Source organism: Nocardia sp. NPDC058633 (genome assembly GCF_042717045.1).
In the GTDB taxonomy this organism is placed as follows: Bacteria; Actinomycetota; Actinomycetes; order Mycobacteriales; family Mycobacteriaceae; genus Nocardia.
In genome coordinates this window covers 325,984-347,318 of the sequence record NZ_JBHXRA010000005.1, presented here as the reverse complement: position 1 = coordinate 347,318, position 21,335 = coordinate 325,984, and the positions used below count along the sequence as shown (strand labels likewise).

The following is a 21,335-nucleotide window of genomic DNA, read 5'->3' as shown; positions in this document are numbered from 1 at the left end:
CCGGGGTGGTCGACGGGTTCTCGGTGGTCGCCGGGGTAGTCGACGGGTCTTGGGTGGTCGACGGTGTGCCACCTGTGGACGTGTCACCCTTCGACGTATCTTTTGTCTGGGGCTGCTCGGTCGTCACGGGCGTCTGTGGCTTACCGGAATCCTGAGGCATCGGGTACGCGGCAGTGTCGAGCCCATTCAAGGCTTCAACAAGCACGCCGTAGACTCGGCGCACCTCGGTATCGACTTCCTTGCAGAGCTGAACGAATTTATCGTATGTCGCGTGTACGTGAGGTAGGAAAACCTCGACCAACCACTCCTTCGCCTTCTGGCCCAACTCAGAATAAGAGTCCTGCGCCACCAATCGTATGTAATCATCGATCGCTTCGCGCCCCACCCCGCTGCCGTTCTGTTGCGGGATGTCCGGTGTATTCGGAGACCAAAATCCCTGGACCGTAACGGCTTTATGTCGCACAGCAGTGCGCAGTGCGGTCGAAACGTAGCTGAGCTCCAGCGATATTGTCGCGGCTTCGATGCGATCTTGCTCGGCACGGATAATCTGCGCATTGAGCATATTGGACGCGGAGTCGCCTGCTTGCCCTTGCCAAATCGTCGGCAGAGCCGAGAGTTGCCGCCGCTGTTCATCGATCTCGCCAGGCAATTTGGCCATCACCTTGGACAACCCTGCAGACATTCGGTCTATGGCGGCGATATCCATGCCACGTTCGGTGTCATATTCCGCGTAGATCAACTTGTCCAAGTCGGCGCCTACGAGCTCTGCTCTACCCGCCGTTGATTTCGTTACAGCAAGCGCCCTCTCGTAACGTGGCAAGTACTCGGAAAAGTACTGCAAACCCTCCGCTCCGAGATCGAGTATCTCGTCAGCACTACCACTGGTAGGAATATTCGGCCACGTCGGAGAGTCAGCCATGGAAACCCCCTCCGAATACAACAGAATGTTTCGGCGGCGTCGCACACATCAAAGGTTCACCCCAGCGGCGGTGATCTTCTTGACATTGGCATCGTCTACCGTCGCATAAGTATCCGCACTGGTGCCGTACTGAATGCCCGTCTTGTCGATCGCGGTCTGCCAGTTCTTCAACCAGGTCTCGACCTTCCCGATCACTCCCCCGACCTTGGCCCCCTCGGCGCCGTAGTTCCGACCAGCTTGCGCGGCTGTGAAGGACCAGCCCTTGATGTCGGCGGTGTACGTCCCGATGTCGGCCGCCGACGCCTTCAAGTTCGAGGCAGCCTTGCGCAGAGCCGTCGGATCGACCGTAACTTGATCGCCCACTTCCCCCTCCTTCTGGTCAAGCGCCGACCGGCGCACTACTCCCTTGGACGCGCCACGACCGGGATCGGTTCCACGATCACACGACGAATGCCGCTGCGATCGGATTCGATCACAGCGGCACCCTCGTGCGCTACTTCTCCAGATTCCCCTGATCGGTCCGCCGCCACTCCGAGGTCCCGTCGGGATGACGGTGGTACTCCCAGGCGGCGTAGTCGCCGTCTTCCTCGACGACGGTGACGTGGTCGGCCAGACCGTCGTGGTCGTAGTCGGACCAGATGCTGGTCGAGTCGGCGTCGCCGGTGGAGAGCGAGTCGACCACGCCGTCGTGATCGAGGTCGAGGGATGGATTGTTCAGTTCGACGGGGCCGAGGCCGCCCAGGGATGAGTGGGCGTCGATGTCGGGTAGCCCGAGGCCGGGGAACTCGCCTGAGGTGACCATGACTGCTCCTCCAACGGAAAACTCGCGGATGACGACGTGGCGGGGTTGGCCACCATCTTGTCATCCGCGAGCGGGAGCGGCGGGGTTCGGGGCTACTTCTGGGGGATGAGGATCCACATCGCCAGGTAGATCAGGAACTGCGGGCCGGGGAGCAGGCAGGAGGCGACGAAGACCAGGCGGACGACGTTGGGGTTCCAGCCGTAACGTTCGGCGAGGCCACCGCAGACGCCTGCGATCCACTTGTTGCTGGTCGAACGGGTGAGGCGGCGGGCGGGGGCGGTCATGGTGTTGCCTTCCTGTGGAGCGGTGATATCTCCACTGTGCCGCCGGAGCACCCTCACCCGCATCGGTCCACAGACCCATTCACACCCTGATTTCGCAGGGCCCCGACCTCAGGGTCAGACCCCGAGACGGGCACAATTGTCGCGGTGAGCACGACATTGCACGCCAGCGGCCTGTCCGCGGGGCACGCCGAACGAACCCTGTTCGCCGACCTCGATTTCACTCTCGCCCCCGGCGATGTGATCGGACTGGTCGGGGTGAACGGCGCGGGCAAGTCGACGCTGCTGCGGATGCTGGCCGAGCGCGACCCGGGCGAGGGCACCATCGCGCTGAGTCCGCCCGACGCGACCGTCGGCTACCTGACGCAGGAGCCGGAGCGTATCGAGGGCGAGACGGTGCTCGAATTCCTGTCGCGCCGAACCGGAGTCGCGCACGCCCAGCGGGTGATGGACGCGGCGGCCGAACGCCTCGGCGACGGCGGCGACGACGACTACTCACCCGCGTTGGAACATTGGCTGGCATTGGGCGGCGCGGATCTCGATCAGCGCGCCGAAGAGGTCGCCGCGGACCTGGGACTGACCAACGGCTTGGCCAGTGGCCTCGATACCCCGATGACGGGCCTGTCCGGCGGCCAGGCGGCACGCGCGGGGCTGGCGTCGGTGTTGTTGTCGCGCTTCGACATTCTGCTGCTCGACGAGCCGACCAACGACCTCGATCTCGACGGCCTCGACCGGCTGGAACGGTTCGTCACCGGTGTGCGGGTACCGCTCATGGTGATCAGCCACGATCGAGAGTTCCTGGCGCGCACCGTCAACAGCGTCCTCGAACTCGATCTGGCTCAGCAGCAAACGGGCTTCTACGATGGCGGCTACGACGCCTACCTCGCCGAACGCGAGATCGCCCGCAAGCACGCCCGGGAGGCCTACGACGAATTCGCCGACACCAAGGCGGGTTTGGAGACGCGCGCACAGATGCAGCGCAACTGGCTCGAACACGGCGTGCGCAATGCCCGCCGCAAGGGCAAGAACGACTCCGACAAGATGGGCCGCAAAACCCGCGCGGAATCCACCGAGAAGCAGGCCGCCAAGGCCCGTCAGACCCAGCGCCGCATCGAACGCCTCGACGTGGTCGACGAGCCGCGCAAGGAATGGGAACTGCGGATGGAGATCGCGACCGCGCCCCGCAGCGGCGCGGTGGTCGCGACCGCCAACAACGCCACCCTCGCGCGCGGCGAGTTCACCCTCGGCCCCATCACCACCCAGATCGACTGGGCCGACCGGATCGTGCTCACCGGTGCCAACGGCTCGGGCAAGTCGACCCTGCTCGGACTGCTGCTCGGCAAGATCACGCCCGATTCCGGTTCGGCCGCACTGGGTTCCGGTGTCGAGATCGGTGAGGTCGACCAGGCCCGTGGGCTGTTCCGGGGCCACGACGCGCTGGCCGACACCTTCGCCGCGGCGATGCCCGACTGGCCCGACGCCGAGGTACGCACACTGCTGGCCAAGTTCGGCCTGCGCGGCCCGCACGTGACCCGCGCCTGCGACACCCTCTCGCCCGGCGAACGCACCCGCGCGGCGCTGGCCCTGCTCCAGGCGCGCGGGGTGAACCTGCTCGTCCTCGACGAACCGACCAACCACCTCGACCTGCCCGCGATCGAACAGCTCGAGCAAGCCGTCGAATCCTTCACCGGCACTTTGATTCTGGTGACACACGATCGCCGGATGCTGGATTCTGTGCGCGCGACCCGCCGTTGGCACATGTCCGGCGGGCTACTCACCGAGGAATAGGCGCATGGACTACACATTGGGCATCGATACCCGCATCACCCTGCTCATCACCGGGTTCGTCTTCCTGAGCGCATTGTTGCTCGGAGTCTGGAAATACCACGGCATCCGGGTCGACGGCGCGGCACACGTCTATGTCGACATCGCCCACCGCGCCGCGCTGATGTACTCCTTCTCGGGCATCCTGCTCGCGGTGTTCACCGAGCTCAGCGCCTGGCCGACGGCCGTCAACCTGACCGCCGACCTGATCGTGCTCGCGTTCTTCGTCGGCGCGATCGCCAGTTATGCCCGCCACGGGCTGGCCCGTGACACCACCAACCAGTTCGACGGGCAGATCTCCGCGGGACTGCGGCTGTCGATGTACGGGCTGATCGCGGGCGAGATCGGTGGGTTCGCCGTCCTGTTCAGCGGTTTCCTGGTCGGTCAGTTCTGATCAGAACGACTGCACCGCAACAGTTTCGCCGGCACCGAACAGGTCGACCTCGGAACCGAGTTTCGCCCCGATCAGGCCGACGACGACGGTGACGCCGAGTACGGCGATCACCGCGATGAACGAACGCGAACGTGGCACCCGCGCCGCCGCGAACGGCCGGGTCTGGGCTAGCGGCTCATAGGCGGACTGGCCGTAGCCTTCGTCCCGGATCGGCACGGTGTGCGAATACCCTTGCGGCACTTCCCGGCATCCCGGTCGTCCACAGGCACCGCCACAGCGGTGCGGCTGGTCGGCCTCGCCGTACTCGTACGGGTACTGATCCTGATAGCTACGGGCAGGCGGCGGCGGCACCATGTCAGCCCCCTTCGAATCGTGACTGCGCGCCGAAACAACCGCCTGCGCCGAGCAGCACACACGCGCCAGGGGGCACACAGGTCCTGATGGCGTATCCCGATACTAGTGGCGACCAGTGGAACACGCCACAGATCCCGATCACCGCGACTAGACCGCGGCGACCCGCTTGGCCAGATCGTCGGCGAGCTGACGTGCCTGCGCCGGATCGGTGGCCTCCACCATCACCCGCACCAACTGTTCGGTCCCGCTGGGCCGCAACAGAACCCGTCCGGTCTCCCCCAGGATCCGTTCCGCTTCGGCGACAGCCTCACGCACCTCCGACGCCGCCGCGACGGCGGCCTTGTCGGACACCGCGACATTCACCAGTACCTGCGGCACCGTGGTCATCACCGAGGCGAGCGAGGCCAACGTGCGCCGGGTCTGTGCCATCCGCGCCATCAATCGTAGGCCGGTGAGCACCCCGTCACCGGTGGTGCCGAACCGCGGGAACACCACGTGCCCGGACTGTTCGCCGCCCAGGCTGTACCCGCCGCGCCGCAACTCCTCGAGCACGTACCGATCGCCGACAGCGGCGGTGATCACGGTGATCTCGGCGGCGCGCATCGCGATGTGCAGGCCGAGGTTGCTCATCACGGTGGCAACGAGCGTGTTGTCGACGAGCTCGCCCGCCTCGCGCATCGCCAGCGCGAGCACAGCCATGATCGCGTCACCGTCGACGATCTCGCCCGCCGCGTCCACCGCGAGGCAACGATCGGCGTCACCGTCGAGCGCGATGCCCAGGTCGGCGCCGTGTTCGAGGACCGCGCGGCGCACCGTGTCCAGATGCGTGGAACCGCAACCATCATTGATGTTGAGCCCGTTGGGTTCGGCGTTGATCGCGATCACCCTCGCACCGGCCTCGCGATATACCTGCGGCGCCACCTCGGCGCCCGCGCCGTGAGCGCAGTCGACAACGACGGTCAGCGCGGACAGATCTTGCCCGGTGGATTCGAGCAGATGCTCGACATAGCGTTCATGGGTGCCTTCGACGGTGTAGTCACCACGCACCCGGCCGATACCCGCGCCGGTCGGGCGCACGGTCACGCCTTCGGCGACCAGGGCTTCGATCCGAGCTTCGATCACGTCGTCGAGCTTGTGCCCGCCCGCGGCGAAGATCTTGATCCCGTTGTCGGGCATGGGATTGTGCGAGGCGGAGATCATCACGCCGAAGCACGCGTCGTACAGGCCGGTCAGATAGGCCACGGCCGGAGTGGGCAGCACGCCCACCGAGAGGACATCGACGCCGACGGAGGTCAGGCCCGCGGTCACCGCGGCCTCGAGCATCTCGCCGCTGGCACGCGGATCGCGACCGAGCACCGCGACCGGGCGCTTCTTGCCGCGCGAGAGCACCTGCGCTGCCGCGGCGGCGACGCGCATCGCCAGTTCCGGGCTCAGCGACTCGTTGGCGAGCCCACGAACACCATCTGTGCCGAACAGCCGTCCCATACAACCCTCTACCCGTAGTCGATTCCCCAGATACAGCACGAGAGCAGGCGACCAGCCGTGCTGGAAGCCTGCTCTCGCACACGTGCTCCGCCGACCGTACCGTCTCGACCAAGTTAAGCGAAGACGGCGGCCGGCAGACCGTAAATCAGCGCTTCGAGTACTGAGGCGCCTTACGGGCCTTCTTCAGGCCGTACTTCTTACGCTCGGTGGCACGCGGGTCACGCGTCAGGAAGCCGGCACGCTTGAGGGCGGGACGGTCGTCCGGGGTGACCACGATCAGCGCGCGGGCGATAGCCAGACGCAGGGCGCCTGCCTGACCCGACGGGCCGCCACCGACCAGGCGAGCGTAGATGTCGAAGTTCTCGACACGCTCGACCAGAACCAGCGGGGACTTCACGAGCTGCTGGTGCACCTTGTTCGGGAAGTAATCCTCGATGGTGCGGCCGTTGAGCTCGAAGTTGCCCGAACCGGGCACCATGCGAACGCGAACGACGGCTTCCTTACGACGGCCGACGGTCTGCACCGGGCGGTCGAGGGCGAGCGGCTCGAAAGCCAGCTCTTCTTCGACGTATTCGCCTTCGGCGTAGCCTTCACCGTCTTCGACGATCTCGACGATGACCTCTTCGGCCACATCGAACTCTTCGGCTGCGAACTCTTCAGGAGCGGTCACTGGGCCACCTGCTTGATCTCGAACGGAACCGGCTGCTGCGCGGCGTGGGGGTGGTTCGGGCCTGCGTAGACCTTCAGCTTGCCCGCGATCGCGTTACCCAGCTTGTTCTTCGGGATCATGCCCTTGACGGCCTTCTCCACGAGACGATCGGGACGGGTCGCCAACACCTCGCCGACAGTGCGCGACTTGAGGCCGCCCGGGTGTCCGCTGTGGTGGTGGATGAGCTTGTCGTTCTTCTTGTTGCCGGAGATGGCAACCTTTTCCGCGTTGATGATGATGACGAAGTCGCCACCATCGACGTGGGGTGCGTAGGTCGGCTTGCCCTTGCCGCGCAGCAGGCCAGCGGCCTGCACGGCGAGACGGCCGAGGACTACGTCAGTGGCGTCGATGACGTACCACTTGCGGGTGACGTCACCCGCCTTGGGGCTGTACGTAGGCACAGTGGATCCCTGTCTGTCGTCGGTGTTGCCGGCCCTGATGTGTGGATCGAGACTGCCCTGGCGGCCGGTGGAGACCCAGGACATCGAGGAGACGCCGATCCGCGAACGGTTCGACGTTCCACACGCCAACGAGCCACGATACCAGCCACGCATCACCGACCCACCATCGGGCGATGCCGACCGCTACGGACGCGACGCGAGTGCCCCGCGGAGCTAGATGACCACCGGCGGGCCGGGGTCGGTCGCCCGCGCGGGACCGGGAATCAGGTAGCGCAGAGTGTCGATGCCGGGGGTGGCGCAGGCGCGGTCGTCGCCGATGAGCAGGCCGCGCGCGGTCGCGATGCCCTCGCGCGGGACCGTGTCGGCATACGGGGTGAACGCGCAGCTCACCTGCTCGGCGGCGGAGGCGACGGCGGGATCCGGCTGGAACGCGACCAGCGCGAGCGCGCCCACCACGGCCGGTGTGCCGAAGAACCCCTTCTTCACCTTGCCGAGCAGTTTGGCGCGACGGTCCTCGCCCTCGGCGTCGTCGTGCTCGAGCGCGTGCCGTGGTGCGCCACCGGCGGGCCTCGGGGGCTGCCCGGCGGGCGGTCCGGCCACGAAGCCGGCGGGTCCGGGCGGCTGGGCGGCGGGCGGTGCGGCGGGTTGGGCACCCCACCCGACCTGCGCGGCGACCGCCTGGCCGGGGTGGTTCGGCTCCGGGTAGTCGTCGTCTTCCTCGAGGTCGGGCTCGGTGACCAGCAGATGCGCGGCACCGAGGACCAGCGCGTGCATCGGGTGGTCGGCCACGTGCAGGCGCTGGCCGAGATGGTTCTGGAAGGCGAAGCGCAGGGCGTCGTTGAAGCAGACGTTGCCCGCGAGCAGCACCGTCGAGGTATCGGCGCCGATCGAACGGGCCGCGGCCATCGCCTCGATCACCACGTTGTCGGCGGTACGAGCGTCGCGCAGGGCCTCGGCGCCGACCGCGACCTCCGTCGATTCGGTCGGCTGCTCGTCGTCGCCGTGTACCGCGACCACGAGCAGCGACCGACCGTCGGAATAGATACCGGTGGCGCCGATACCGGTGCGATGCCGTTCGCTGGGCGGGGAGACCAGGCCGAGCGCGCGCACATAGCCCGAGAGCGCGACACTTTCCGGCAGTGGTTCCACGATCACGTCGAGTTGCTCGACGAGCGCGGCGTAGACGTCGACCTTGTCCTCGGGCCAGCTGTCCGGATACGGCAGGGCCACCACCTGCGGCTTGCCCTGTAGGTATTTGCCGATCGCCGCGAGCGGGTTGTAGAGCCGCGCCCGGAAGACCAGTTCGGCCGGCCAGGTGGCGCCGGCGATCACGATCTGCGGGTGGCCGAGGATGTCGCGCACATCGGCGATCGCCATCCCCAGATCCGGTCGCTGCCGGTCGACACCGGCGGTGTGCAATCTGCCCGCGGCATCGGCGAGCAGATAGGCGGGCGGGGTGTATGTGCCCTCGACCTGTACCGGCCGGACCGGGGTCGCGCCGCCACCCGCGGCCACGGACACCACGTCCCACCCCAGATGTAGGGCCCCAACTCGAACGGTCACAGGCTCAAGTGTGCCCGGTCGACGGCGGACACGCGCATCTTGCCCGCCGAAACGATGCTGACCTGGCGGATCGCGCCGCTCATGCCTGCGACTTCTTGAGTCGTAGTCGGCTCCAGGTGATGAGCGCGAGGATCGAGGTGATCACGACGAGCATCACGATGTCGAGAATCCAGATCCCGATCGAATGGGTCCACAGTGCGTCGTCTTGCGAGCCGAAAACCAGCGTCTTCAAATCGACGGTCGACGCACCAGCCGCGTAGCCCCAGCGTGAGGGGAACAGGTACGACACCTGCTCGAGGCCGACCCGGTCGGTCACGGGGATCAGACCGCCCGCCATCACCAGCTGCACCATGATCATCACCACGAGCATCGGCATCACCTGCTCGTTGGACTTGGCCAGACTCGACATCAGCAGGCCGAACACCACGCAGCACACCGCGGTCATCGCGATGTCGAAATACAGCTCGACGCTGCCGCTAGGAAGCAGCGCACCCGCGCCCGGCGGCTTCTTGCCGAGGAACGTGATGCCGATCAGTACCGCCGACTGCAGGAACGCAGTCACGCTGAAAACAACGATCTTGGCCATCAGATAGGCCGAGGGCAGCAGGCCGACCGCGCGTTCCCGCTGGAAGATCGACCGTTCACCGACCAGGTCACGCACGGTGAGGGTGGCGCCCATGAAGCACGCGCCGAGGATGAGCACCACCAGCAACTGCTGGGCCTCGCCGCCGCTTTCGCGCCCGAACGAGCCATCGGGCAGCTGTACCAGCGCACCTTCGGTGAACCCGTCACTACCCGGCACCACCAGCGACAACGCGCCGAGGATGAACGGCAGCACCACCAAGAAGATCAGATACCCACGGTCGGAGAAGATCAACCGCAACTGCCTGCGCGCCAACGTGCTGAACTGCCGCATCGCACTCGACTGCGGCGGCGCACCCACGTTGCCGCGGTTCGGTTGCGCGGGCGGTGGCGGCGGCACATACGCCTGCCTGGACCGATACTTCGCGAAGGCCTGATCCGGGTTCGCCGCGACCTCGGCGAAGATCTCCGCCCAGTCGCTGGTCCCCATCGCCGCACCGACACCACCCGGATGACCGGCGAAGGCCGTCTTACCACCGGGAGCGAGCAGTACCACCTGGTCACACATGTCCAGGCAGGCGACCGAGTGGGTCACCACGATCACCACCCGGCCCGCGTCGGCCAGCTCGCGCAGCATCTGCATGACCTGCCGATCCAGCGCCGGGTCCAGACCCGAGGTCGGCTCGTCGAGGATCAACAGCGACGGACCGGTGAGCAACTCCATCGCCACCGACGCGCGCTTGCGCTGACCACCGGAGAGCCGGTCCACCCTGGTGTCGGCGTGCTGGGTGAGCGAAAGCTCTTGCAGCACACCGTCGATCACCTTCTGCCGGTCGGTCTTGGTGGTATCCGGGGGCAACCGGAGCTCGGCCGCGAAGCCGAGGGCCTGGCGAACCGTGAGCTGACGGTGCAGCACGTCGTCCTGGGGCACCATGCCGATGCGCGAACGCAGCGCCTCGTACTCGGCGTGCAGATTGCGACCCTCGAAGGTCACCACACCGCCGGACGGCTGGGTATTGCCCGCGATCAGCTTCGACAGCGTCGACTTGCCCGCACCCGAGGGCCCGATCAGCGCGGTCAACGTGCCGCGCCCCGCCGTCATGTTCACATCGACGAGCAGTTGCTTGTTGTTCTCGACCGTGAACCCGACGCCGTGCACCGACAGCCCCTGCTCGGCGACCGGTTTCTGCCGATGCGCCAGCGCGCCCTGGGTGACGACGAAGTCGATGTTGCCGATGGTGACGATGTCGCGCTCGCGCAGCACCGAGCGCTGCTGACGGTGACCGTTGACGAAGGTGCCGTTGGCCGAGCCGAGATCCTCGATCACCAGGCCCTCGGGCGAGGACAGCAGCTTCGCGTGCGCACGCGAAGCCAGCGGATCGTTCACCACGATCTGGTTGTCCGAGGTGCGGCCGATGCTCAGGCCGCCGGGCGGAACACGGTCACCACGCGCGACCGGCTCGGTCGAGGCGGCCTTGCGCACCGGCGGCAGCATCGACGAATCGGCGCGGCGGGTCATGTTGATGTTGTCCTGCGGCTGCGCGGGCAATTGTGAGGTCGGCACGTACTGCGGCTGCTGCGCTTGTGGGCGCGAAGGCGGCTGGAAGCCGGGACGCTGCTGCGGCGGGCGCGGCGGTTGCTGATACGGCTGTTGCTGATGGGGCTGTTGCTGCGGCTGCGAGGGTGGTGCGACCATGGTCGCCGCGTGGCGCGCCCCCGGCGCCGCGGGAACCAGGTGCAACAGCGGTCCGGTGATCGCGTCGCCCAGACGTACCTGAGTGGGCCGGTCGATCGACACGGGCTGGTTCAGCCTGCGCGCGTCGACGAAGACGCCGTTCGTGCTCCCGTTGTCGGCGAGCACCCAGGCGCCGTTGCTGAAACGCAGGGTGGCGTGCACGCGCGAGACCAGCGGGCTGTCCACGAACAGGCTGACCTCGGGCGCGCGGCCCATGGTGATCTGCTGGCTCGCTTCGAAGACTCGTTCGGTTCCATCATGGCGCACGGTGATGGTCTGCGCCCCCGGTGAAGACATGGAGCGGATACTATGCCATCGCCCGGACATCGGCGGTGCCCCCGAGACGGCTTTGCGCCCGATCCGGCGATCGACCTGCACGTGTATCCGGCCGACCAGGGGGACGTATGCCGAAAGCCCAAGTGTTCGTTGCGATTTCTGTCGTGCTATGCGCGCTGATGGGTGTCGGCTGCACGCGGGCGATCGACGGGCACGGAGTCTCGATCTACGCCGACCCGTTCCAGGTGGCAGGCCTGCCCACCACCGGCGGGCCGAACGGTCCACGCACCGGCGTCGCCGATTCGCCCCTCACCGCCACCAATGGCGACGGCGGCGAAGTAGACCAGCTGGCGCTCAACGCGATCGCCGACATCCAGTCCTACTGGCAGGCCGGGTTCGGCGCGGAATTCCCCGGTGAGACCTTCGACCCGGTCGAGAAACTGATCTCGTGGAACGCCCGCGCCACCCGAAGCCAAGCGGTCGAATTCTGCAAGGAGACCACCTACCACCTGGTCAACGCCGCCTACTGCCGCAGCGACAACTCCATCGGCTGGGACCGCGAGATGCTGCTGCCCACCATGAGCGAGACCTTCGGCACGATGTCGGTGGTGATGGTGCTCGCCCACGAATACGGCCACGCCATCCAGACCATGGCCAAGATGGTCACCAAGAAGACGCCGGTCCTGGTGAAGGAACAGCAGGCCGACTGCTTCGCGGGCGCATTCATGCGTCACGTCGCCGAGGGCAAGTCGGAGCACTTCACGATCAACACGTCCGACGGCCTGAATTCCGTTCTCGCCGCCACTGTTTCGATTCGCGACTCCGATCCCGACGACCCGGAGAGCGTGCACGGTTCGGCCTTCGAACGCGTCACCGCCGTGCAGATCGGGTTCACCGACGGGCCGCGTGGCTGCAAGGGCATCGACGAGGACGAGATCGACTCGCGTCGCGGCACTCTCCCACAGAGCTTCTCCGGCGACAGCGGTCGCGGCGAATACCCCGTCTCCAAGGAAAACCTCGTCGAGTTGAGCAAGGCACTGCAGGCCATCCTGCCGGTGAAAGACGCGCCGACCTACGACTACGCGGGCTCGCGCATCGACTGCACAGACGGCGCGGTCACCGATCCGGTCACCTACTGCCCCGCCAAGAACACCATCGCCACCGATGTGGCGGGGCTGGCCGAACGCGGCTCCACCGGCACCGACGACGACGGCCCGCTGCCGGTGAAGGTCAGCGGCGACTACAACGGCTACGTGGTGTTCATCTCGCGCTACACCCTGGCCGTGCAGCGCAGTCAGGGCCAGCAACTGACCGGGGCGAAAACCGGCCTGCGCGCGGCCTGCCTGTCCGGGGTCGTCACCGGCCGCCTCGCCCAGCCGGGTCGCCCGGTGAGCCAGGGCGACATCCAACTGTCCGCGGGCGACCTCGACGAAGCTGTCTCCGGCCTGCTCACCGACGGACTGGCCGCCAGCGACGCCGAAGGCAACACGGTCCCCAGCGGATTCTCCCGCGTCGACGCCTTCCGAGCCGGGGTCCTCAACGGCGAAACCACCTGCATGTCCCGGTACAGCTGAATATTTGGAGCGCTGGCGCGCTCGAGTTCGCGGCCCTGGCGGTCCCGTCGATCAGGCGCCGTTGCTTGCTCCTTCGTCGCCTACGCAACGGCACCTGATCGACGGGACGGCCGCGAACCGCCGCTGCGCGGCGGACCCTCCTCAGGGTCGGGTCGTTTGGGCTGGGAGTGCGGTAGGTGCTGAGGGGTCTGTCAGCCGAAGGGGGGTGGGGCGGCGGGTTCGTAGCGTAGGACTCGGTTGCCGATCATCACCTCGGTGCCGGGGACGAGCACCATCGGCTGATTCGGTGTGAGGCGGACCCAGTCTCGATAGCCGGGGTGCCTGCTGCGGGTTCCGTTGGTGGAACCGCGGTCGATGAGCTGTACGTCCCAATTCACCAGGTGCACTTCGGCGTGCGCGCGCGACATGCCACCGGAGGTGTCGTCGATGCGCAGCGGGACGAGTCCGCGCAGGGCGGCCTCGGAGTTCTCCGGGTCACGACCGATCACCGCGTCGGCGGCCATCAGGTAGGTCATGCCGTCGTCGAGCACGAGCATGCCCAGCGGCGGGCGAACCACCTCGGCCAGCGCCTGGGTCTGGTCGACCGGCATGCCGCACACCGTGCAGAACGCCGAGCGCGGATCGCTGGGATGCGCCCGCGCGCATTTGAATCCCATCACCTTCACCGCCAGCACCGTCGATTTGGCGGTGGCCTCGAGCCTACGTTGCAGGTCGGGATCCGGTTCGGGTGCGGGATTGGTTCCGGCGAGCCGGGTTTCGGCGTGGTGCGGGTCGGCGACAGGTGTGTCGACGGTGCCGTGCGCGGTGCCGGTGACAGCGTCGAGCATCGACGTGGCCGGTTGCATTCCCGTTGCCGGCTGCTCGGCGTGACGCGAATCCGAGTGCGGCGCACGAGGTTCGCGATCGATACGCGCGGTAGGCAATGGCGGCCCCTGTGTTCGGCCCGCCGGATCCGCTGTCCGCACCCGGCTGCGCACGTCGTTGGACCACACCACGGCCCCGCCCGCCTGCGCGATTCCCTCGACCAGCCAACCGATTCCGCGCTCGGGCGGCAGATCCGGGATGCGGCCCTTCGCGTCGTCGACGAACAGCGCGACAGCCTTCGCAGGCTCCGAGGCCACCCGGTCGACGGTGAACGCGGCATCGCTGCCGCGGTAGTACTCCGACCCCCGGTCATCGGCGAGCAGCGCCGTCACCGAGCCGTGCAGGAAGATCGCCACGCCGCCGTTGTCGGCGGCCGAGAGCACCCCGAAATCGATCGGCACCCCCGGCGAGATCTGCTCGGCGTACTTCATCAGCCATCGGGTCGCCTCACGCGCCACCACCGAACCCGGCCCCGACGGCGCCTGCTCGTGTGCCTCACGCACCAACTCCGCCAGCGATTCCAGCGCGATCGCCGCGGTATCGCCCGGCGTGAGCTTGCCCTGCCCGCGATGGGCGACCACGATCACCGCGTCCGCGACCCGCGCGACCGCGTGACTTCCGAGCACCACTTCGACCTGCCGATCCCTCACAGGTATCGGCCTCCACCGGAACTGCACAGCAGGGGGGTCGCCATGTCATCCAGAGTATGGCAAGCACCCCACATCGGTCCCCCTGGGCGGGTTCGGTCCGGTAACTTCATATCGAGTGGGCGCAGCCGCGAAGCGTTCGTCGGTCTCGTGCGCGGAGCCGCACCGATGGCGGAGGTTCGTACCCGCCGAGGACATCAAGGGGCTTGTGATGATCGATTCGACCACAGTTCGCATCGCGCTCGCCATGTGTGGCGCCCTGATCACCCTCACCGGCTGTGCGGTCAGCGGCACACCCGTCGCCGGTGAACCCGATGTGCGTGGACTCGAGACCGGGACTTTCGCCACCGACCGGCACACCTACACCGACACCGCGGGCAGCAGAGGCGCGATCGTCGAAGGTGCACGGATGTCGGCGGCGGTAGTGCCCGCGGTGCGCATCGATCCCTCGCTGTCGCACGGACGCGGTGGTGTGGTCATCCCGGATATCGAACGCGCGCTGGATTTCGTGGCGAACGTGTCCGAACCCGTTCTGGACAAGCGCGGATTCATCACCGGCTACGTCGCACTCGGTGCCGACCGCGCCGATCCCGACGGCCAGACCCGTCCCGGCCCTGACACGACCGCGCTCACCACGGCCCTGTTCCGCTTCCCCACCGCGACCGCCGCCACCCTCGCCGCGCGCGAACTCGAGGAGGTCGACCTGGCCGTCTCCCCCGACAACCGCACACTCGCCTCCACCAAGTATCCCGACGCCTACCTGCATTGGCGCCCCGGCGTTCCCACCATCGGCGCGTTCCTGGCCCACGAAGAGTTCGTGATCTCGCTGTTCATCCAGCGCCCCCGCGCCGACGCGGCCGACCTCACGTCCTGGATCGACAAGAACCTCGCCGCCGAACTCGCCCAGCTCGCCCAGTTCGACCCCACCCCCACCGACAAGATCGCCGATCTGCCCGTCGACCCCACCGGGCTGCTGGCCCGCGCCGTAGTCGACGACCGTTCCACCATCCACCCCGGCCAGTTCTCGTTCGCCTCCTACGCCCCCGAACATCTCATCAACAAGGCAGCCGACCTCACCGCTCGCCAAAACCTGGTCGAGGCAACCGGAGTCGAAGCGCACGCGGTCGTCGAAGGCGGTGCCGTCACCCGGGTCCGCGACCAGTCCGCCGCTCAATCGCTCATGCGAGGGCTCATCGACTCGGCGGGCCACTATGACCCGATCACCGCCCCCGCCGACGTCCCCACCTCGACCTGCTTGAAACTCAACGACAACGGCAACAAGGAAGACGACTACGTCTACCGCTGCTATGTCGCCTACAAGCGCTATCTGGCCATGGTCAGCGCCGACGGCGAACCCGAGGTCCGTCAGAAGATCACCGCCCAGTACGCCTTGCTGGCCAACAGCCTGTGAGTCGGCTACCGGCAGGCAAGGCTGCCCCTGCGCTGATGCCGTGACGTAGGATTCCGCCCGACCATCGTTTCGGGGAGGAATGATCGCGTTGCGCGCCACGAGAGTCGCCTGTGTACTGGCGACCGCACTGCTGACCACCATCGTCGCTGCCTGCGGGGGTCCCGCCGAGGTCGCCGCCACCGATGCCCCGGTGGACCTCGCCACGCTCGACGTCGGGAACTATCCGACCCAGCCCCGCCAGGTCGGAACGGTCGCGAACATGGATCAGGCCCGATTCATCGAGGCCGAACGCCTCGGCGATTTCGTGCCGACGCCCGCCGACATCGACCCCCGGTTCGTGCACACCAATCCGTCGATCGCGTCGGTCTTCCTCGACGCCGACGCCGCGCTCGGCAAGATCATGGCAGTCGACCGCTTCGCCGAGGTCGCCCCCGATTTCATCGGCGGTTTCGTGAGCTCGGCCGCATCGAAGCCCAACAATATGGGCCTGGACATGGTGAACGCGGTGATGATCTTCCCCGACGCGCAGAAGGCCGCCACCGCGGCGACCGAACTGGAAAAACTCGATTTCGGCTACGCCCCGAACAATCAGCGCATCGAGATCCCCGGATACCCCGCGGCCATCGCTCACTGGCAACCCGACCAGCAGTCCATCGGGTCATGGTTCGCCACCGGCCATTTGGTCATCTACACCTGGTTCTACGACTACCTGAAGATCTGGCTGGAGAAGGTCGACGAACAGGCCCTGCTCGACCTCACCCGCAAGAGCCTCGACACGATCGTCCCGTCGGTCGCGAAGTTCACCCCCACCCCCAGCGCCGAGCTGATGACACTGCAACGTGACCGCGACGGCATGCTCGGCCGCACCGCACCCCGCCCCCGCGAGGATTCCTGGATCAACCCACCCGGCGTCTACGCCGGACGCACCGCCCGCCACTTCCTCTCCGACCCGGTGAGCGCCGAGAAAATGATCGACGACCACGGCGTGGACCTCTACGCGAACGACGGCGCCGAGGTCTACCGGGCCCGTGACATCGTCGGCGCCCAGGGTGTCCGCGACGAACTCGGCGGCGTCACCCGAAAATTCACCGCGTCCGCGCCACCGAAGAACCTGCCGAGCGCCCAGTGCAAGGAATACATCGGCAGGAAGCAACGGATCGCGATCCGCTTCTACTGCGCGGTGTCCTACGACCGCTACGCCGCCTACGTGTGGTCCCACCAGCTCCTCGACGCCCAGCAGCGAATCTCCGCCCAGTACGCATTGTTGGTGAACGCCCGATGAGAATCCGATATGCCCTGATAGCCGCGCTGGCCACGGTCCTGACCGCGTGTGGCTCCACCCTCTCCGGGCAGGCGCTCCCCGCAGAGATGGATGTCCGCACCCTCGACGTCGGCTCGTACCCGACCGAGCCCCTCAACGCCCACGACGACGACCCCGTTCCCCCGTTCTACGAGATGTACGAGGTAGCGGCGATGCGGATAGCCGACTACGTGATCAACTCCCGCGACGTCGACGCCCAGATGATCTACGGCAAGCGCGCCACCACCGTCTCCGCCGGTGTGATGCCCTCGGAGCTCGGCGACGGGCCCGCGATGTCGGCCGTCGCCAAGAAGCACAAGATGCTGTACGGCTTCGAGTCCAGTGGCGCCGCAATGGATTCGCGCGTCGAGAGCGACCTCGGCTGGCCGACGAAACGGCCCGACAACAAGCTCACCGCCACCACCATGGTTCTGCAGTTCCCCGATGCGGACCGCGCCGCCGCCGCGGCGAAAGAGTTCCACGACACCGACTTCGGCATGCAAGAAGGCCGCAACCAACCGGTCACGATCCCCGGACACCCCGCGGCCCTGTCTCATTGGCGCCCCGACTCCCCCTTCCTGCGCACCCTGCTCCCCCACGGCCCCTATGTGATCGCCTTCCTGCTGTCGGTGGCCACCCCCGACCAGCAAGCGCTCACCGCCCTCGCCTCGAACGCCTACACCGAGCAGATCGCCGCGCTCGCCGAAACCACACCCCTGACCGACGAACAGGTCATGACCCTGCCCTGGGACCCCGACCACCTCCTGATGCGCACCCTCAACCCGGAGCAACTGGCCACCCCCGAGGGTTCCGGCTACTACCTGGTCACCGGAAAACACGGCATCCTGCACTACTCCGGCGACCAGCTCCCGACCGACCGCCACTACGTCGACGAACAGCTCACCAAGATGAGCGCCCAACAGGTAGCACTGTCCTGGGGTTCGATCAGCATCCGCACCCCCGACCCCCGGGCAGCCCGCCGCGCGGTCACCGAACAACTGTTCCCCTGGCAGGTAGAAGCCGAAGCCGCCAACCCACCCAACCTCCCCGACGCCGCTTGCGTGGAGAACAAACGCCCAGGCGCGTCGAAACGCTTCAGCTGCGTCCTCGCCTACAACGAATACGTCGGAATAGTCAGCGGCAACCAGCTTTTGGATGCCCATCAACGTGCGGCCGCGCAATATGCATTATTCGCCAACACCCGATAATCCCACATCGGCCCGCACCCTACGAGTCCGATATGCTCCAGCCGGAATAGCGGCAGTGTGCGGAATTGAGTCAGGAGATCGTCAAAGATGGTGATGAGCCACGGCACCATCGTCGGTGGGTACCGCGTGCAGCGGGTGCTCGGCGCCGGCGGCATGGGCACGGTCTACCTGGCCAAACACCCCAGCTTGCCCCGGATGGACGCACTGAAGGTACTCAGCGCCGAGCTCAGCCGCGATCCCGAGTTCCGCGCCCGCTTCGAACGCGAGGCCAACCTCGCCGCGGGCTTGGACCACAACAACATCGTCTCGGTCTACAACCGCGGTGAAGAGCACGGCCAGCTGTGGATCGCCATGCAGTACGTCGACGGCACCGACGCCGCCGCCGAGCTCGCCCGCGACCCGCACGCCATGACCCCGCTGCGCGCTCTACGTATTACCACCGAGGTCGGCAAGGGCCTCGACTACGCCCACCGCCGCGGCCTCCTACACCGTGACGTCAAGCCCGCGAACTTCCTGCTGTCGAGCAGCGACGGCGAAGAGGAACGCGTCCTGCTCACCGACTTCGGTGTCGCGAAGTCCACCGACGACGCCACCGAGCTCACCCAAACAGGCAGCTTCCTCGCCACCATCGCCTACGCCCCGCCGGAACAGCTCAGCGGCGCCTCCCTCGATCACCGCGCCGACATCTACAGCCTCGCCTGCGCCTTCTACAAACTCCTGACGGGCCAAAACCCTTACCCGGCAGCCCAACCCGCCATGGTCATGATGGGCCACCTGCACGAGCCCCCACCCCAGGCAACCCGCATCCGCCCCGGCCTCCCCCACGCCATCGACCACGTCTTCGCCCGCGCGATGGCCAAGAACCCCGCCGAACGCTTCGCCACCTGCCGCGAATTCACCGACGCGGCAGCCGGCGCCCTCACCCCCGGGTTCAACCCGACCGGCCACAACACCTCGCCTACGTACCCGATCCAGGTGCCCGATACGCGGCCGAACACCGATCCCCGCATGTCGTATTCCGCGCTGTCAGGGAGCTACCAGAGCCCGCAACCCCAGCCGGAACGCCCGAAGAGCAGGCGGTTCGCGCTCATCGGTGCGGCAGCGGCGGTTGTCGTCGCGTTGGCCGCCGGCATCGGCATATGGGCGATCAGCGACTCGGGTGGGGACCCGGGGACCTCGCCTACGTCCGCTGCCGCGCCCTCGGCGGCGCAAACGCCGCGGGAAAAGGCGCGCGCTGAAAATCCCAGCTTCGCGGGTAAGACCATCACCATGGTCGACGTACTCACCAATCGCGAGATGGCTATATACCTCGGTGCCACTCCACAGACAACGTTCCTGCAGGACCTCGGCTTCGTCTACAACCTCGAGTACACAAAGCGCGCCGACGAAGCCTCGCCCCGTCCTCTGGATGGGGTTTTCGATCGGGTGAAGGCCGACGACAGTACCTATATTCTCGCCGTCCGTAGCGACGAAAAGGCAGGAGGTGGCGGGCTTTCGGGCCTGCCTGACGACCTCGCCCGGTCCCGGGCAACTGTCATCCCTGTCGATGATCCCGCCACCATATCCGCTATCCGGAACTGGTCGGAGAGCTCCGAGCAAGTACTGATCCAGAAGCTGGTGCCGGTGCTGCGCAACCGGATCAAGTGACCTCAGCCGGGCGATCTGAGGTCGTCTTCGCTTCGCTCGAGGTGCTATGTTGACGCGTGCGATGCTGACGGTCGGCTAGGGACCAACACGCTCGTCGCCGGGGGATCAAGCTCTGTTCGGCATGTCCTCCACCTGCGTATAGACCACTGGAGGGGATCAATTGCGGGCACCATCGACATTTGTGGCAGCGAGTCTTGCTCTGATCATATTCGGAATTGCCGGATGCGGTTCGGACGAGGCACCTAAGGTCGAACAGCCTGCGCCTGCAGATATTTCGGCACTCGACATCGGAAGCTATTCGACGGCTCCGCGAACGATCGGCAAGCAAAATGCCGACCGGGCTCGCCTGACCGAAGGCCAACGTCTCGGAAACTATCTGCCGACACCTTTCGAGGTAGACAGCCGGTTCAAATTTCAATCCGGTATGGATTCGAACTCTGTATATGGGTTCATCGAGCGGATCTACACGGTCGGCGACACCTTCACGGAAGACGCACCTGGATTTGTGGGCGGATTCTATAGCTGGGCACAATCACATGAAGATATTCTTATCTCCGAGATCCTCACGAATGCGGCAATGGTATTCGATAGCGAAGGATCAGCGACTGCCGCAGCAGCTGCACTGGCGCGCAGCCAACGGGCGAGAAAGGAAAGCCGAGTCGTTGTCGAACTTTCCGGATATCCCGAAGGTCAGGCGTTCTGGGACCCTGCCCGACAGGAGCTTTTTGCCGTAAAGGCACACAAACAGATCGTCGTATATACCACCATCAAAGACATCGCGAAGATCGAAGTAGGGACGACTGATCTCAGCGCAATGACCACAATGGCGACTAAGAACTGGGCGGCCATTCAGCCTCGTATCGAGAAGTTCGAGCCGACGCCGGTCGATAAACTCACCGAGACGGAACTCGACCGCGATCAACTTCTTGGCCATTCGCTCTCTCGCCAAGGCGAAGAATCCACGAAGAATCCACCGGGTATTTACAACCAACAAGGCGCATTGCACATCAGCACCAAACCCGAGAGCGACAAGATACTTTTCGAGACGGCCGGAGTGGAATGGCTCGGCATCAACGCCACCGAACTCTACCAAACCAAAGACGCCGAAGGCGCAGAGCTACTCAGCGAGGCGCACGGCGCACTGAACAGGAAGCTCCGATCAGCAGGTTCACCAAAGGGCCTTCCTGCTGCACGGTGCACTGAACTGAAGGTTAAAGACTCTCTCACGATGAGATTCCACTGCACCGTCGCTTACGGCCGCTATGTCATCGAGGCACGCTCCAACCAGCTGATCGATGCCCACCAGCGAATCTCTGCCCAGTACGCGATGCTCGCGGCCAAGGCCAAGTAGGGACCAGA

At 66.3% G+C, this 21,335-nt stretch carries 18 protein-coding genes and 1 pseudogene; 8 read left to right on the top strand and 11 right to left on the bottom strand.

What is annotated here, in order from left to right; translation table 11 throughout:
* From ACFWUR_RS08925 to ACFWUR_RS08910, 4 genes and pseudogenes are all read right to left on the bottom strand, one after another.
* Window positions 1-748, bottom strand: a pseudogene (locus ACFWUR_RS08925) (hypothetical protein); the annotation flags it as partial.
* A 219-nt stretch (window positions 749-967) separates the two neighbouring features.
* The gene (locus tag ACFWUR_RS08920) at window positions 968-1,282 is read right to left on the bottom strand and encodes a hypothetical protein (protein ID WP_378904164.1); all 315 of its coding nucleotides are present in this window, start codon (window positions 1,280-1,282) and stop codon (window positions 968-970) included.
* 130 nt (window positions 1,283-1,412) lie between these two features.
* Complete coding sequence (locus ACFWUR_RS08915; protein WP_301905025.1) at window positions 1,413-1,721, bottom strand: DUF6802 family protein; 309 nt, start codon at window positions 1,719-1,721, stop codon at window positions 1,413-1,415.
* Between the two features lie 92 nt (window positions 1,722-1,813).
* Entirely contained in the window at window positions 1,814-2,005 is a 192-nt protein-coding gene (locus tag ACFWUR_RS08910; protein WP_378904161.1) for a PspC domain-containing protein, read from the bottom strand.
* A 144-nt stretch (window positions 2,006-2,149) separates the two neighbouring features.
* On the opposite strand from ACFWUR_RS08910, the gene ACFWUR_RS08905 reads away from it, so the two are divergent.
* Complete coding sequence (locus ACFWUR_RS08905; protein ID WP_378904158.1) at window positions 2,150-3,790, top strand: ABC-F family ATP-binding cassette domain-containing protein; 1,641 nt, start codon at window positions 2,150-2,152, stop codon at window positions 3,788-3,790.
* 4 nt (window positions 3,791-3,794) lie between these two features.
* Window positions 3,795-4,220 (top strand): hypothetical protein, encoded by a 426-nt coding sequence (locus ACFWUR_RS08900; RefSeq protein WP_378904155.1) that lies wholly within the window; start codon window positions 3,795-3,797, stop codon window positions 4,218-4,220.
* Here ACFWUR_RS08900 and ACFWUR_RS08895 read toward each other — a convergent pair whose 3' ends face one another.
* From ACFWUR_RS08895 to ACFWUR_RS08870, 6 genes are all read right to left on the bottom strand, one after another.
* Window positions 4,221-4,574 (bottom strand): hypothetical protein, encoded by a 354-nt coding sequence (locus ACFWUR_RS08895; RefSeq protein WP_378904152.1) that lies wholly within the window; start codon window positions 4,572-4,574, stop codon window positions 4,221-4,223.
* Between the two features lie 147 nt (window positions 4,575-4,721).
* Window positions 4,722-6,059, bottom strand: a complete 1,338-nt coding sequence (gene glmM / locus ACFWUR_RS08890) for a phosphoglucosamine mutase (protein ID WP_378904149.1) — start codon at window positions 6,057-6,059, stop codon at window positions 4,722-4,724.
* A 145-nt stretch (window positions 6,060-6,204) separates the two neighbouring features.
* On the bottom strand, window positions 6,205-6,729 hold the full coding sequence (gene rpsI, locus ACFWUR_RS08885) for a 30S ribosomal protein S9 (RefSeq protein ID WP_378904146.1): 525 nt from the start codon (window positions 6,727-6,729) through the stop codon (window positions 6,205-6,207).
* Window positions 6,726-7,169 carry a 50S ribosomal protein L13 gene (gene rplM, locus ACFWUR_RS08880; protein WP_101468214.1) on the bottom strand — a complete coding sequence of 148 codons (444 nt, stop codon included), beginning with the start codon at window positions 7,167-7,169 and terminating at the stop codon, window positions 6,726-6,728. Before rplM ends, rpsI begins: the two co-directional genes overlap by 4 nt.
* A gap of 213 nt (window positions 7,170-7,382) precedes the next feature.
* Window positions 7,383-8,732, bottom strand: a complete 1,350-nt coding sequence (locus tag ACFWUR_RS08875) for a hypothetical protein (protein ID WP_378904142.1) — start codon at window positions 8,730-8,732, stop codon at window positions 7,383-7,385.
* A gap of 79 nt (window positions 8,733-8,811) precedes the next feature.
* Window positions 8,812-11,346: an ATP-binding cassette domain-containing protein gene (locus tag ACFWUR_RS08870; protein ID WP_378904139.1), complete on the bottom strand. Its 2,535-nt coding sequence runs from the start codon at window positions 11,344-11,346 to the stop codon at window positions 8,812-8,814.
* 107 nt (window positions 11,347-11,453) lie between these two features.
* On the opposite strand from ACFWUR_RS08870, the gene ACFWUR_RS08865 reads away from it, so the two are divergent.
* Window positions 11,454-12,899: a metallopeptidase gene (locus ACFWUR_RS08865; RefSeq protein ID WP_378904136.1), complete on the top strand. Its 1,446-nt coding sequence runs from the start codon at window positions 11,454-11,456 to the stop codon at window positions 12,897-12,899.
* 191 nt (window positions 12,900-13,090) lie between these two features.
* Here the strand turns inward: ACFWUR_RS08865 and ACFWUR_RS08860 are convergent, their stop codons facing one another.
* A complete protein-coding gene (locus tag ACFWUR_RS08860) occupies window positions 13,091-14,413 on the bottom strand; it encodes an FHA domain-containing protein (RefSeq protein WP_378904133.1) in 1,323 nt (440 codons plus the stop codon).
* Between the two features lie 208 nt (window positions 14,414-14,621).
* Here ACFWUR_RS08860 and ACFWUR_RS08855 point away from each other — a divergent pair, with 208 nt between their 5' ends.
* From ACFWUR_RS08855 to ACFWUR_RS08835, 5 genes are all read left to right on the top strand, one after another.
* On the top strand, window positions 14,622-15,821 hold the full coding sequence (locus ACFWUR_RS08855) for a hypothetical protein (protein WP_378904130.1): 1,200 nt from the start codon (window positions 14,622-14,624) through the stop codon (window positions 15,819-15,821).
* A gap of 79 nt (window positions 15,822-15,900) precedes the next feature.
* Window positions 15,901-17,103 carry a hypothetical protein gene (locus tag ACFWUR_RS08850; RefSeq protein WP_378904127.1) on the top strand — a complete coding sequence of 401 codons (1,203 nt, stop codon included), beginning with the start codon at window positions 15,901-15,903 and terminating at the stop codon, window positions 17,101-17,103.
* Window positions 17,100-18,329, top strand: a complete 1,230-nt coding sequence (locus tag ACFWUR_RS08845) for a hypothetical protein (RefSeq protein ID WP_378904124.1) — start codon at window positions 17,100-17,102, stop codon at window positions 18,327-18,329. Before ACFWUR_RS08850 ends, ACFWUR_RS08845 begins: the two co-directional genes overlap by 4 nt.
* Window positions 18,330-18,416: 87 nt before the next feature.
* Window positions 18,417-19,976: a serine/threonine-protein kinase gene (locus ACFWUR_RS08840; protein WP_378904122.1), complete on the top strand. Its 1,560-nt coding sequence runs from the start codon at window positions 18,417-18,419 to the stop codon at window positions 19,974-19,976.
* A 181-nt stretch (window positions 19,977-20,157) separates the two neighbouring features.
* The gene (locus ACFWUR_RS08835) at window positions 20,158-21,327 is read left to right on the top strand and encodes a hypothetical protein (protein ID WP_378904119.1); all 1,170 of its coding nucleotides are present in this window, start codon (window positions 20,158-20,160) and stop codon (window positions 21,325-21,327) included.
* Window positions 21,328-21,335 lie beyond the last annotated feature (8 nt).

Bases quoted from the DNA above. Each gene is read 5' to 3' on its own strand.
- ACFWUR_RS08915 (WP_301905025.1), bottom strand. From the start codon at position 1,721: ATGGTCACCTCAGGCGAGTTCCCCGGCCTCGGGCTACCCGACATCGAC.
- ACFWUR_RS08910 (WP_378904161.1), bottom strand. From the start codon at position 2,005: ATGACCGCCCCCGCCCGCCGCCTCACCCGTTCGACCAGCAACAAGTGG.
- ACFWUR_RS08900 (WP_378904155.1), top strand. From the start codon at position 3,795: ATGGACTACACATTGGGCATCGATACCCGCATCACCCTGCTCATCACC.
- ACFWUR_RS08895 (WP_378904152.1), bottom strand. From the start codon at position 4,574: ATGGTGCCGCCGCCGCCTGCCCGTAGCTATCAGGATCAGTACCCGTAC.
- glmM (WP_378904149.1), bottom strand. From the start codon at position 6,059: ATGGGACGGCTGTTCGGCACAGATGGTGTTCGTGGGCTCGCCAACGAG.
- ACFWUR_RS08870 (WP_378904139.1), bottom strand. From the start codon at position 11,346: ATGTCTTCACCGGGGGCGCAGACCATCACCGTGCGCCATGATGGAACC.
- ACFWUR_RS08865 (WP_378904136.1), top strand. From the start codon at position 11,454: ATGCCGAAAGCCCAAGTGTTCGTTGCGATTTCTGTCGTGCTATGCGCG.
- ACFWUR_RS08855 (WP_378904130.1), top strand. From the start codon at position 14,622: ATGATCGATTCGACCACAGTTCGCATCGCGCTCGCCATGTGTGGCGCC.
- ACFWUR_RS08850 (WP_378904127.1), top strand. From the start codon at position 15,901: ATGATCGCGTTGCGCGCCACGAGAGTCGCCTGTGTACTGGCGACCGCA.
- ACFWUR_RS08845 (WP_378904124.1), top strand. From the start codon at position 17,100: ATGAGAATCCGATATGCCCTGATAGCCGCGCTGGCCACGGTCCTGACC.
- ACFWUR_RS08840 (WP_378904122.1), top strand. From the start codon at position 18,417: ATGGTGATGAGCCACGGCACCATCGTCGGTGGGTACCGCGTGCAGCGG.